The organism is Ruegeria sp. AB10 (genome assembly GCF_056542745.1).
Genome location: NZ_JBQGAI010000004.1, coordinates 55,387 through 68,640, shown reverse-complemented (window position 1 = coordinate 68,640; position 13,254 = coordinate 55,387). Strand labels below are relative to the sequence as shown.

Annotated in this window: 12 protein-coding genes; 1 reads left to right on the top strand and 11 read right to left on the bottom strand. The window is 60.0% G+C overall.

Annotation, left to right across the window (positions count from 1 at the left end):
• Position 1 precedes the first annotated feature (1 nt).
• The 11 genes from ACR0NT_RS09955 to ACR0NT_RS09905 all read right to left on the bottom strand — a co-directional run bounded on the left by ACR0NT_RS09955 (position 2) and on the right by ACR0NT_RS09905 (position 12,366).
• Entirely contained in the window at positions 2–1,030 is a 1,029-nt protein-coding gene (locus tag ACR0NT_RS09955) for a TRAP transporter substrate-binding protein (protein WP_480442996.1), read from the bottom strand.
• Positions 1,031–1,056: 26 nt separating this feature from the next.
• Positions 1,057–1,245: a DUF2783 domain-containing protein gene (locus tag ACR0NT_RS09950; RefSeq protein WP_170674801.1), complete on the bottom strand. Its 189-nt coding sequence runs from the start codon at positions 1,243–1,245 to the stop codon at positions 1,057–1,059.
• 5 nt (positions 1,246–1,250) lie between these two features.
• Entirely contained in the window at positions 1,251–2,873 is a 1,623-nt protein-coding gene (locus ACR0NT_RS09945) for an FAD-dependent oxidoreductase (protein WP_170674799.1), read from the bottom strand.
• A gap of 68 nt (positions 2,874–2,941) precedes the next feature.
• Positions 2,942–3,892, bottom strand: a complete 951-nt coding sequence (locus ACR0NT_RS09940; RefSeq protein WP_170448231.1) for an MBL fold metallo-hydrolase — start codon at positions 3,890–3,892, stop codon at positions 2,942–2,944.
• A gap of 413 nt (positions 3,893–4,305) precedes the next feature.
• Positions 4,306–5,541 carry a Tm-1-like ATP-binding domain-containing protein gene (locus ACR0NT_RS09935; RefSeq protein ID WP_170448229.1) on the bottom strand — a complete coding sequence of 412 codons (1,236 nt, stop codon included), beginning with the start codon at positions 5,539–5,541 and terminating at the stop codon, positions 4,306–4,308.
• Positions 5,538–6,497 carry a homoserine kinase gene (locus ACR0NT_RS09930; protein ID WP_170448227.1) on the bottom strand — a complete coding sequence of 320 codons (960 nt, stop codon included), beginning with the start codon at positions 6,495–6,497 and terminating at the stop codon, positions 5,538–5,540. The genes ACR0NT_RS09935 and ACR0NT_RS09930 overlap by 4 nt, the downstream gene beginning before the upstream one ends.
• Complete coding sequence (locus ACR0NT_RS09925; protein WP_170448225.1) at positions 6,494–7,789, bottom strand: aspartate aminotransferase family protein; 1,296 nt, start codon at positions 7,787–7,789, stop codon at positions 6,494–6,496. Before ACR0NT_RS09925 ends, ACR0NT_RS09930 begins: the two co-directional genes overlap by 4 nt.
• A gap of 15 nt (positions 7,790–7,804) precedes the next feature.
• Positions 7,805–9,289, bottom strand: coding sequence for an aldehyde dehydrogenase (locus tag ACR0NT_RS09920; RefSeq protein ID WP_170674797.1), 1,485 nt, complete (start codon positions 9,287–9,289; stop codon positions 7,805–7,807).
• A gap of 7 nt (positions 9,290–9,296) precedes the next feature.
• Entirely contained in the window at positions 9,297–10,829 is a 1,533-nt protein-coding gene (locus tag ACR0NT_RS09915; protein ID WP_170674795.1) for a tripartite tricarboxylate transporter permease, read from the bottom strand.
• Between the two features lie 8 nt (positions 10,830–10,837).
• Positions 10,838–11,374 (bottom strand): tripartite tricarboxylate transporter TctB family protein, encoded by a 537-nt coding sequence (locus ACR0NT_RS09910; RefSeq protein ID WP_170674793.1) that lies wholly within the window; start codon positions 11,372–11,374, stop codon positions 10,838–10,840.
• 62 nt (positions 11,375–11,436) lie between these two features.
• Positions 11,437–12,366 (bottom strand): tripartite tricarboxylate transporter substrate binding protein, encoded by a 930-nt coding sequence (locus ACR0NT_RS09905; RefSeq protein ID WP_170674791.1) that lies wholly within the window; start codon positions 12,364–12,366, stop codon positions 11,437–11,439.
• A 108-nt stretch (positions 12,367–12,474) separates the two neighbouring features.
• Between ACR0NT_RS09905 and ACR0NT_RS09900 the strand changes: the two genes are divergently transcribed.
• Positions 12,475–13,254: an IclR family transcriptional regulator gene (locus tag ACR0NT_RS09900; RefSeq protein WP_170674789.1), complete on the top strand. Its 780-nt coding sequence runs from the start codon at positions 12,475–12,477 to the stop codon at positions 13,252–13,254.

The window sequence follows — 13,254 nt, the reverse complement described above, 5'->3', positions numbered from 1 at the left end:
ATCAGAAGTCCACGCCAGCCTGCTTGCGCAGTTCTTGCAGGGCTGCCGCACCGTCATAGCCGTCAGCCGAGATCGCCTCGGACCACGCTGTTTCGGCGTCTGCGGCCTGAGATTTGATCGCATCAACCACGGCGGCCGGGGCGTCATAGACCTCGATCCCCGCCTTTTCAGCGGCTGCGCTGCCTTTTTCATCGGCACCGACCCAGGCTTCGCCCACCAGCGCGGCAAAAGCCTCGCCCGAGATCGCTTCGATCGCGGCCTGATCCTCGGCGGAGATTTCGTTCCACTTGTCCTCGTTCATGACCATGAACCAGGTGGTGTTATAAAGGCCGCCGGGCACAGTCATGGTGTATTTGACGTCTTCGGTCAGCTTGAAGGCAGCAAGGGCGTCATAGGGGAAGGTCACCCCGTCAATCACGCCACGCGACAGCTTTTCGTAGACTTCACCGGAAGACATGAAGAGCGTCGTGGAGCCCATGCCCGACATCAGATCTGAGATATAGCCGCCGGGAACGCGGATCTTCAGGCCGGCAAAATCATCGGTTGTTTCGATCTTGCGGACGTTGTTGTGCAGCATACCGGGGCCGTGCACGAACAGACCCAGAAGCTTGGTGCCTTCGTGCTCTTTCTGTGCTTCCAGCGGGCCGGCGTAAACGTTCCAGAACGCCTTGGAACCCGCAACGGCGTCATCGCCGATGAAAGAGAACTGGCCGATCCGCGAGCGTGTAAAGCGGTCATCCGTGGTAAAGGAATGCAAGCCATAGGTGATGTCGGCAATACCGTCTGCGGCCATATCGTAATGCGCGGGCGGCGGGCCCAGCGGTTTGGCCAGAACACGGATGGTTACGCGCCCTTCCGTGACCTCTTCAACCTGTTTGGCCCAGGGTTTGATCGCGCCCGATACGATCGGATGGCGCGGCGGCAACCAGCTGGACAGGGCCAGGGTGGTTTCGGCCATTGCGCTTGTTGCAAGCGACAGTGCGATGGTTGTGGCGCCAACGCAGGCGAGAGCGCGGGTTTTCAGGGTCATTTTCATAGTCTCCTCCCTATGAAGTGTTAGATTTCGGCGGCTTTGATTGCAGCGCTCAGAACCGAGCGCTTGCCGATGTGATTGGCCAGGATCAGGATCAGGCGGGCGCTTAATGCGTCGCTCTGGTCTTTTTCCAGACCGTCATGGGCGGCCAGAAGCTCGGCATAGAAGTCATCGACGCCATCGATATTGGGGGTCAGGATCAGGTCAGTCATGAGGCTTACTCCTTGCCGACCGCGCGTCGGATTGCAGCGCGGATTGCATTTTCGTCAAAGCCGGGGCGGCGGGCGGCCACATGCTGATCCGGGCGGATCAGGTAGACCGCGCTTTCGGCTTCGCCGAGATACCGCTTTTTCAAGGCGCCGGTTTTGTCATCCTTGACCGAAAGGGCCAGGCGGGTGACCTGCACACCGTCTTCCTCGATCATGTCGGGGGCATCAGCGTCGATGGTCAAAAGGATGAATGTGTCACCCAGTTTGGACAACAGGAAATCGTCCCCCAGCGGTGCGTCCGGGCAAACCGATCCGGGGCGTGACCGCGCAGGGCCGTCCAGAGCATCTGCCGAGTTGAGCGGCGAGCCGTCATAGGTGCAGGGCACCGACAGGCGGCCCGAATTCACCATCGGGCGCGCAAATTCGTACTTGTCGGACAGCGACAGCACGGCGTCGCGGAGAAGGCGGCTGGTCTCGGATTTCGGGGTGATGAAATCGGTCGAACGGGTTGAGTTCAGAATGTTCTCATCCGCACCGTGGATGCGCTCGATGTCATATGTATCCAGCAAGCTTTCAGGAGCTTCACCGCGCATGACCATGCCCAGTTTCCAGCCGAGGTTGTCGACATCCTGCATGCCCGAGTTTGCACCGCGCGCGCCAAAGGGCGACACCTGATGCGCCGCGTCCCCGGCAAAGAACACGCGACCGTGGCGGAAGCTGTCCATGCGCTTGCACTGAAACGTATAGATCGAGGACCAGACCATATCGTATTCGACACCGTCGCCCAGGAACGCGTCGAGACGGCGGCGGATGTTTTCCTCTTTCATCTCTTCTTTGCGGTCGACATCCCAGCCGATCTGGAAATCCACGCGCCAGACATCGTCGGGCTGCTTGTGCAGCAGGGTGGACGCGCCCGACCCGTGGGTCGGTTCGAACCAGAACCAGCGCTCGGTCGGGAAGCTGTCGTTCTTCATCTTGATGTCGGCAATCAGGAAGCTGTCCTGAAACACTTTGCCGGTGAAATCCAGATCCAGCATCGTGCGCAGCGGCGATGAGGCACCGTCGCACCCGATCAGCCATTCCGCCTCAAGCGTGTAGGGGCCATCCGGGGTCATGATCGACAGGGTGACGTGATCGTCATGCACTTCAACCGCATCCACGCGGTTTTTGCCGCGGATTTCGATCGGTGCGCCCTGCGCCTGCAGCTCTTCAAACCGGTCGAGCTGGTAGCTTTCGTAATAGGGCTGCTGCATGTTGATGAAGGCGGGGTATTCATGGCCTTCTTCGGGTAGCAGGTTGAACTCGAAAACCTGTTCGTCCTTGTGGAAGACCTTGCCGAGGTTCCAGACAACCCCTTTGTCGACCATCGGTTTGCCGCAGCCATAGCGGCCCGCAACCTCAAGACAGCGTTTGGCGAAACAGATCGCGCGGGACCCCATGCCGACGCCTTCGTGGTCGTCTAGCACCAGTGTGGGAATACCCTGACGTCCAAGATCAAGCGCGGTTGCCACGCCAATCGGCCCTCCACCCATGACAACGACGGGGTGGCGGACTGGAGCCGCGGCGTCCTGGTCGGTCGATTTCTTGTAGGGATAACGCTTGTAGGCGAGCGTGTATCTGTCATCGAACATCGGTTTTGTCCTCTGGCTGCGCGCGTTTCGTTTTCAGGAAACCCGGCCAATCGGCCGGGTGGTTTACCTTAGCCTTGCAGGGCCTCCCACATCTCCAGATCACGCTGTGCGGTCCAGATGCGGGGGGTATCGATACCGCGAGCCTCGTCATAGGCGCGGGCGACGTTGAAAGGCAGGCAGTGTTCGTAGATCGCGTAATCGGCGAATTTTGGATCGCATTCGGCACGAACAGCATCCCAGGCCTCTTTCAGCGATCCTCCGCGCGCCGCGACCTTTGCGGCAGGGCGGTAGGTGCTTTCGACGAAGTCACGGGTGTTTTCGATGGCGGCGTTGACCATGTCCTTGCCAATCAAGGCGTCCCCGCGGCCCGGAGCGATGGCATCGACGTCGAACCACTTGATTTCATCCAGCGTATCGCCCCAATCGCTGAAATGCCCGTCGCCGCAGTAGCAGGCCGAGTGGTATTCCACGATGTCGCCGGTGAACATCACGTTCTGATCGGGTACGTGGATGACGATGTCACCCGCGGTATGGGCGCGGCCCAGATGCATCAGATCGATCCGACGGTTGCCCAGGTAAACGGTCATCGTGTCGCTGAAGGTGGTGGTTGGCCAGGTCAGGCCGGGAATGCTCTCATGCCCTTCGAACAGGCGGGGGAAGCGTTGGAATTCGCTGTCCCAATCCTCTTTGCCGCGTTCTACAACCATGGCACGCGCCGCATCGGACATGAGGATCTGTTGTGCCCCGAAGGCACTGGCGCCCAGCACGCGGACCGCGTGGTAATGGGTCAGCGCTACATGGGTGATCGGCTTGTCGGTGACGGAGCGGACGCACTCGATCACCTTGTTGGCCAGACGCGGCGTGGCCTGCGCCTCGACAATCATCACGCTGTCATCGCCGATGATCACGCCCGAATTGGGATCGCCTTCGGCGGTAAAGGCATACAGGCCCTCGCCGACCTCGGTGAACGAAATTTTCTTTTCCGACATGTCCCCCTGGGACGCGAATGCCTTGGCCATGTGTATCCTCCAAAGACGCGATGCAGCCGGATTTGAGTTCGTTTTTCACGGAATCGGCCATATCGTTACATTTGCAACAATCTTGTTTCATTTGAAACGAAAGTCAACGAAAAATCAGATTGTGCCGAAAAGAAGCCTGCTGGCCCTTTCTTATCAACGGCTTGGGAAAGCACTTCGGACGCCAAACCCGGGGCAGGTGCTGCCTGCGGCCCAAAATCTCGGGCAGGATCTGATGGCCACTGAGGGCAGTGCGGCTTTCTACGCGCCAGGCGGGTATCACCACCACATTGCGGGCAATATCCGGAGCGGCCGGTCACACGGGGTGCACAACCCCGTGCTTCAACCGGTCTACTGTCAAAGCTGCAATCGCCGGGTAAACCTTGGGACCAGTCTTGCGGAGGTAAAACCGCCTGTCACCCTCGGCTGACAATTCCAGTTTCGACCCATTCATCAAATTTGGCCAAAACGGCGTCGCAAAATGCTGCGTCGTTGATGTGGGCATTCAGCTCGGTCATTGGCACCCGGCCCGGCATGACCTTGCGGGCCTCGTCAACCATGTCGGCAAGCGCTTTGGGGTCATGGGCTTCTTCGCCTTCCTTGTCCCATGCCTCGACGCCCTGCACGGGCAGGAAGAAATGAACCGGCCCGGTTGCAGCGCCCAGCCGGTTTGCCAGTTCCCGCATCCAGGCCCGGCGTTCCTCGCCATTGAAGACCGAGCTTTTGATCAGGCGGTTATGTTCGTGAAAAGGACGATCTGCATATTGGTCCGGGATCTCCTGCCAGCCGGCAAAGTCCAGCAGGTCGAGTGCGCCCGGGGCCACCATCTGTGGCGTGCCGACGCGCCCCGCATTGGTCAGGCGATCTTCTCCGCTTGAGACAACAGAGCCTGCCAACAAGTTGCCGAATTCCTGCATGCAGAAATCCATCACGCAGGCAAACGCACCCTCGGCGGCCAGTTTCTCGAAGGCCATGCCACCCATGCCGGTCGAGTGAAACACCGCGACCTCAAAGCCGCGCTCTTCCAATGCTGGTTTCAGGGTTTTCATGTAACGCAGGCAGGACGACCCAAGGCTGGTCATGCCGATCAGAGGTTTGCTGCGATCCGGCGCGATGGCGGCTTTGGCCGCGCCGACCACGGCCCCTGCGGCCTGGGCCAGCGAGGATCGGCAGATCGAGTTCATACCGTACAACCCCCCGGCCCACAGGATCATCTGAATGTCCGGGGCCAGCCGATGCGGCGGGATCAGCGGCGAGAAACTGACGGTTGAAACGATATATTTCGGCACCCCCATCGGCAGAGCTTGTGCACAATCCAGCGCAAGATCGGTGCCCATGGTGCCGCCGGTGGCCAGCATGCCGTCAAACCGTCCATCGGCATAGGCTTGTGCTACCACTTTGGCGGCACCGGCAGACATGACGCGGAACGCCTTGTTCTCGTCCCCCAGCGCGATCACCTCGTCGATGGTCATGCCTTCGGCGGCGGCGACATCGTGTTTCGAGATATCGGTCGGTTTTGCCGGATCGCCCAGAACGGACACGTCCATCGTCAGTACATCCGCACCCTGCGCCCGTACGGTGTCTTCGATGAACCGCATCTCGGGCTCTTTGGTATCGTATGTCCCGATCAGCAGGATCGTTTTGTTGGTCATTGGTTTTCTCCCGTCCATGCGTGTTGTCCGAGGTAGCGCGTCAGCAGGCCCCGGGCGGTTTCAATGAACCGCATATTGCGTGTCTCTGATCCGTCTTCGCCCATCCGGGACGATATCCAGCCCACATAAGTCGCCGCGCGCAGGGCCATGAACAGATCGAGATGTTCGACGTCGAGCGCCCGTTCCGACCGGTATCCTTCAAACAGGGCCACTCGCAGAGCGTCATAGTCTGGCTCGTTCAGGTTTTTCAGCAGCGCCGTGGCGATGTCGAACAGGCGGAACCCGAAGCCGGCATCGTCGAAGTCGATCAGCCAGAGCTTGTCGCCCTGGACCATCACGTTTTCACGCACCAGATCGGCGTGGATCAGACCGTAATCCAGGTGGCCTTCGATCTGCTGCAAGTGACTGTTCGCTGTCTCGCGGAACACGGTGAACAGGGCACGATCGCCTGCGGTTAACGTGGAGTTCTCCCAAAATCTCTCCCACAGAGGGGCATCGCCCAGCAGCCCGGCGCGGTCCCAGGACCAGCGTGCAAAGCCATCAGGCAGGGTCCAGGCATCGCTGATCTTGTGCAGCTTTGCCATCTCACGCCCGAGAGCCCGAAAAACCCCGGCGCGGTCTTCGTGATCAATTCCCCCACCCGTCGAGCCCAGAGGGCGACCGGGCAGCCAGTCCAGCATATCGACCTGAACGCCGCCCAACAGATGCAGATAACGGCCATCCGTGGCCGGTACGGGTGTAGGCACGCCGACACCCTTTGCGCCAAGTTCGGCAATCCACCGCAACTCGGACCGCAGGGCGGCATCCGAATGCAAGCCCCGACGGTGCAAGCGCAGGGCATAGCTGCGCCCGCCGGCCTGAACCCGGTAGACATGGTTTTCCCGCGCCGCGACCAGCGACCATTCAGCACCGTCCATGCCCCAAAGGGTCAAAGCCTTTTCGACAATCGGGGTCATAGGGTCAGCGGGGTTTCGGCCAAAACCTCGTCCAGCGTGTCTAACAGCAGATCGGCATTTTCTTTCGAGAACGGCATGGGCGGTCGGATTTTGAGCGTGTTCTTGTGGCGGCCGAGTTTCGAATGGATGATCCCTCGGTGCCGCATCGCGTTGATTACCCGATCGGTGAACTCGCTGGCCGGTTCCTTGTTTTGACGATCCAGCACCATTTCGGCCCCAAATATCAGGCCCGAGCCGCGCACGTCGCCGATGAACTCATATTTTTGCTGCAACGCCGTCATGCGCGCGCGGGCGTGATCGCCCACTGCCTTGGCATTGGCGACGAGGTTCTTTTCCTCGATCTCTTCCAGCACTGCCATCGCTGCGGCGCAGGACACGGGGTTGCCGCCAAACGTGTTGAAGTACCGATAGCCCTTGCGGAAGGTGGCAAGGATTTCGTTGCGCGTCACAACACCGCCCACCGGATGGCCATTCGCCATTGGCTTGCCCATGGTCATGATATCCGGCACGACGCCCATTTTCTGATGCGCCCACATATGGGTGCCGGTGCGGCCAAAGCCGGATTGCACCTCATCACAGATGAGCAGGCCACCGGCCTTGCGCACCACCTCGGCCACGGGTTTAAGCCAACCGTCGGGATGGTCGGGGAAGCCTTCGTTCAGGAAGTATGGGCAGACGATCAAAGCTGCGAAGCCGATGCCGGACTTTTCGTGCTCGGCAATCTGTTCGGCCACGGCATCGGCAAACTTGCGGCCGTCCGGGTCCGGATTGCGATAGCTGTCGGGGGCCTCGACAAACCGAAAATACTGATCCAGACCATAGCCAACCGTCGGCACGTTCGACTTGCTCAGCTGGCTGACCAGAGAGGTGTTGCCGTGATAGGTGGCATCCGTGGCGATGATACCACGCTTGCCGGTCATGCCTTCGGCCATGCGCAGGGCGATGTCATTCGCCTCGGACCCGGTGCAGGTCAGGATGGCGGTGTCCAGCGTGGCATCCATTGTGCCGGTCAGCTTTTCGACATAGTCCAGAATGCCATCATGCAAATAGCGCGTATGGGTGTTCAGCGTCGATGCCTGACGGTAGATCGCCTCGACCACACGCGGGTTGCAGTGCCCGACATGCGGGACGTTGTTGTAGCAATCCAGGTATTTGCGCCCGTCCGCATCCCACAGCCAGACACCTTCACCTTTCACGATATGAAGCGGTTCATCGTAGAAGGTCGACACATTGGGACCCAGCAGCCTGGCCCGGCGGTCAACAAGCGCGGCGGATTTCGGGGGAAGCGTCATGCGGTCGGCCTTTGGTCAGAGTTTTATCCAGGCGGTTTTCAGGTCGAGATATTTCTCGAACGCATGCAGGGACTTGTCATGCCCGTTGCCCGACTGGCGCACCCCGCCCAGCGGCACGGTCAGGTCAGACCCGCCATAGGTGTTCACGTGCACGACGCCTGCGCGGATACCTGCGATCATGCGGTGCGCGCGGCTCAGGTTCGACGTCCACACGCCCGAGGACAGACCATAGACCGTGGAGTTGGCCAGCCGGATCGCTTCCTCCTCGTCCTTGAAGGGCGTCACCGCCAGAACCGGGCCAAACACCTCGTTCTGGAACAGGTTGTCGGTGGATTTGACCCCGGTCATCACTGTCGGCGCCATGTAATAGCCGCCGGTCTCCTCAAGGATACGCCCGTCGCCGGTGCGGCGCTCGGCGCCTTCGGCCTCGGCCTTGGCGACGAAGTCCAGGTTGGACTCCAGTTCGGACAGTGAATGAACGGCGCCGATTTGCGTGTCCAGATCCAGCGGGTTTCCAACCCGCATCGCCTCGGCGTGTTGGATCAGTTCGGCAACAAAATCGTCGTGGATATCCTGCTGCACAAGCAGGCGCGATCCGGCGATGCAAATTTGACCAGCGTTGCGGAAGATACCGCCCGCCGACACTTTGGCGGCCTCGCCCAGGTCCGGGGCGTCGTTGAAAACGATGTTGGGGGATTTGCCACCCAGCTCCAGATAGCAGCGTTTCATGTTCGAGCGTGCCGAGTATTCCAGCAGCCGCCGACCTGTAGCGCCCGAGCCGGTGAACACCATGATGTCCACGTCCATCGATAGCGCCAGAGTTTCGCCCACCACTCGGCCCGAGCCGGTGACGACGTTCAGCACCCCATCAGGCACTCCGGCCTCGGCGGCCAGTTCGGCCAGTTTCAGCAGCGACAAGGAGGCGCTTTCGGCGGGCTTCAGCACCACGGAATTCCCAGTGGCCAGCGCCGGAGCCAGTTTCCAGCTGCCAATCATCAGCGGCATGTTCCATGGCACAATCGCGCCAACCACCCCAACCGGCGCGTGATGGATCAGGCCCAGCACGCTGTCCGCCGTGGGGGCGATCTGGCCGTAGACCTTGTCGATCGCCTCGGCGTAATAGCGGAACGTGCCGGCTGCGGACATCGGCTCGGCTTTCATGGCCATGGTGATCTCGGTGCCATTGTCGCGCACGCCCAGTACTGCCAGTTCAAGCGCGTGTTTTTCGATCAGGTCAGCCAGTTTCAGCAGGACTTTCTTACGCTCAGCCGGGGATTGGCGCGACCAGCGGCCATCTTCGAAGGCGGCTCGGCCGGCGGCAATCGCGGCCTCCATATCCGCTGGTGTGCCTTCGGCAATCTGGGTCAGAACCCCACCATCAATCGGCGACAGCACATCCCGGTGGCCACCTTCCGAAGCCGCGACCCAGCGCCCTCCGATGAAATGCGACCGGGGCGACAGAACCTGAGATCGCAGGGCGTCAATATCGGATTGGTTCATGGCAGGGTTACCCTTGCTGATTGGGGTGATCGGAATCGACCGGTAGCGCGGTCGGCTCGGGTTTCAGCTTGTTGCGGAATTCAAAGTACAGCGTGCGGAAATGAAGCAGCAGGATCAGTACGATCAGCGCTGTCAGGATCGCCGCAATCGGGCGGTCGACGAAATCGAGCGGTGTTTTGACCCGTGCCATGGCGCTGCGCAGCTTGACCTCCATGATGCCGCCCAGAACCATGCCGAGGATGATCGGCACAATCGGCAAGTCCAGCCGTTTGAGGATCAGGCCGAACACACCAAACCCGGCGGCAATGGCGCAGTCGGTGATCGAATTGCGCAGGCTATAGACGCCGACAAAGGCCAGGATCAGGATCATGATGCCCAGAAACCGGGTCGGGATCTGGATGATCTTGAGCAGCAGGTTGGTCGAGAACAGCAGGAACACCAGAACGATGACGTTCAGCAGGATCAGCGCCATATAGAGCGCCATGACAAAGTCCATCTGGTTTTCGAAAAGCTGCGGGCCGGGGATGACGTTGTGCACATAAAACACGGACAGCATCATCGCGGTCAGCGCCTCACCCGGAATACCAAGCGCCAGCAGCGGGATCATGGCTGCGCCGGGAACGGCGTTGTTGGCGGCCTCGGACGCCACCAGCCCCTCGGGCGAGCCATCCCCGAACTTGTCGGGGTCTTTCGAGGTCTTCTGCGCATAGGTGTAGGAAAGGAATTGCGAGGTGAACTCACCCGTTCCCGGCACCATGCCCATGAACACGCCGATGCTGGAGGATACGGTTGCAACCCGTTTGATGCCCAGCAGTTCCTTGAGGCCAGCAAAGATGTTGCCGCTGACATGCGCCTCGCCCGGTGCGTGGTTCTTTTCCAGTAACAACAGCAGCGCCTGACTGATCGCAAACAGTCCCAGCACGACCACGATCAGATCGACGCCAGAGGCCAGCCAGCTTTGGTCAAAGGTAAAGCGGCGGGTGTATTTGACCGGCTCAAGCCCGACGGTGTTCAGGAAGATACCGAAGGCCGCCAGCATACCGGCTGCAAAAATCTGTCCGCGGTGGGCCAGGATCACTAGAATGATCCCCAAAAGGGCGGCCAGGAATATTTCTCGGCTGCCGAAATGCGGTGCGATCAACGCCAGAACCGGTGACAGGATCATCAGGCAGATGATGGCGAAAACGCCGCCAAAGAAGGATGCGGAGTAGGCCAGTGACAGCGCGCGGTGCCCTTGTCCGCGTTTGGTCATCGGATAGCCGTCATAGGTGGTTAGCGCGTTCACCGCCGTGCCCGGCGTGTTGATCAGAATGGCCGGAATGGCGCCGCCATACATGGACGAGCCATAGATGCCCAGCAGCAGCGTCAGGCCCACGATGGGTTCAAAGGCGAAAGTTGCGGGCAAAAGAATGGCGATGGCCACAGCCGCACCAACTCCGGGCAGAGCACCGATGATGACCCCGCCGATCGAGCCGATCAGAAGGGCGACGATCACCTGCCATTGCGTCAGAATAGAAAGTCCGGACAGAAACGTTTCCATAGTGACCCTCAGAGATAAGTCAGCGCAAAGGCGCGCACCGCATCCGGCAGGTATTCATAGACGGCACCTGCGGGGATTTTGACCTGCAGAAAGGCGCGGAAGATGACGGTAACCGCAACACCGAACGCAGCCGCAAGGCCAATGGCCCCGGCACTCCGGAACCCGGTGCGGATTGCAAGAAAAACCGCGAACAGAACGGTGGATGGCAGGTATCCCAAAAGGGGCACAATCGCGACATAGACCAGAAAATAGGCGACGTATTCAAAGGACCGTAACCAAAACGCCACCTCGGGCCAGCGCCCCGGAATACGGTCTGACATGGCCGAACTGAGCCAGTGCAGAAAGGCAAATGCGGCCATTGCCCACAGCGAGACCATCGGCCAGAAGCCGGGCTGCGCAAACCATTTGGTCCGTTTGACGACCTGGGTCTGCTCACCCAGTTGAGTCAGGAGAAAAACAGCAAAAACCAGAAAGACCAAAGCAAAAACAACATCGCCGGGCCGACGATATCGTTTGAACATGTCCTGCAGTGTTTTGGCTATCATGGTCCCCTCCCTGACCGCAGAAAAAGTCGCGCGGAATACGCCCGCGCGACCTTGTGGTTGGTTTATTCGCCCACGAGGGCCTGAATGGCGCCGATCGTTTCGCTATCGCTTGCGATCTGGGCGTTTGATGCGTCGGCATCCAGCCAGTAGATCAGAACGCCTGTCTCACCGATCAGGTTCTGAGCCTTCTCGGTTTGCAACGCCTTTTGCGCAGCGGCCGCGATTTTCTCGCGCACTTCTGCCGGAGTGTCCTTGTGAACGAACAGGCCATTCCAAAGCGCCACATTCAGATCGGGGTGCAGTTCGCTGACGGTCGGCGTGTCTGGTGTCAGGCTGATGCGCTCGTTGCCAATGCTGGCCAGAACGTTGACGTCATCCAGGCAGGGCAGGATCAGCTGCAACGTGGTATTGATCACGTCCACATCACCAGAGGCCAGAGTGTTGCAGTCCAGCGCGTCGAATGCGGCCTCGCTTGCAAAGTCAAAGCCCGAGCTGATTGCGGCGGCAAATGTCACCTGGGTGGGCGGCAGGAACGACCCGAAGTGACCCAGCGCCACATCGTTTTCCTTGCCATAGGCGACCAGTTCTTCCCAGGTCGTGAACGGGGCGTCTTTGCCTGACGCAATCACGAAGGGATAGGTCATGAAGATGCCGATCGGCTCGAACGGGTTGGGCGACAGTTCGGGGATGCCGATCTGGGGGCCGCCGATGGGTACGTCGGTCACGAAGGACCCGATGGTATAGCCATCTGCCGGGGCGGTGGCCACTTCGACAGCGCCGGGGAACGGACCGCCGCCGCCACCGGGCTTGTTCACGACCGCAGCCGGAACGCCGTACATTGCCTGGAATTCGTCGGCGATGATCCGCGTCAGAACGTCTTCCAGATCACCCGGAGGCCACGGAACGACAAAAGAGACCGGCTTCTCTGGATACTCCGCCAGTGCGGCGGTTGCAGAAGCAACAAAAGCGGCGGCTGTTAGAACTTTCTTCATTGACACCTCCCGTAAGTGGTTCATTATTTGATCCGCGTTAACAAGATTAATGTTGCTTTGTTAAGCTTGTTCTGTCAAGTATTACCTTAACGGGAGGATGTGAATCACATGGGTACAGCCCTGAACGCCCTGAAAATGCTCAACTACTTTTCAAACGCTCGGCCAGAGATCGGGCTGAGTCAGATGGCGCGGCTGTCCGGATTGAACAAAGCCACCGCGCTGCGCCACCTGCGGGCGCTTGAAGAATACGGGCTGATCGAACAGAACCCCATGACCAAATCCTATGCGGTCGGACCTGCCGCGCTGCGCCTGGCTGCGTTGCGCCAGATCGCCCGTCCCGGCATCGAAAGCGCCCGCCAGAGAATGCAGGCTGCCATGCAGGATGTCGGCGAAAGCCTGCATCTGTCGCTGCTTGAAAAGGAGTCGCTTCAAACCGCGCTGGTAGTTGAAACGACGCGGCACAGCGTCCGTGTCAGCCTCGACCCCAGCGAGATCCTTCCGATCAATGCGACCGCGTCGGGCCTGTGTATGCTCAGCTTTGGTCCGTCCTTCCTGTTGGACCGTCTCGGTCAGGAAGAGCAGGCGCGATATACCGACACCACGCTGACCGACCCGGCAAAGATCAAAGAACGGGTCACAGCAATCAGCCAAGCCGGCTGGGCCAACAGCAATGGAAGCTACGAAAATGGCGTCTATGGCTATGCGGCACCCATATTCGGCATTGATCAGGTGGCGTTGGGAACCATTGCGATTGCCGTCCCCGAAGGCCGCGCCAGCGACGAACGGCTGCCGGAAATCCTGACGGCACTGCACGCCCTTTCGATTGACCTGACCGCAAACTTTGGCGGTCAGCTCCCCGACACTTTTCCAACCGATTTCCACCTTTGA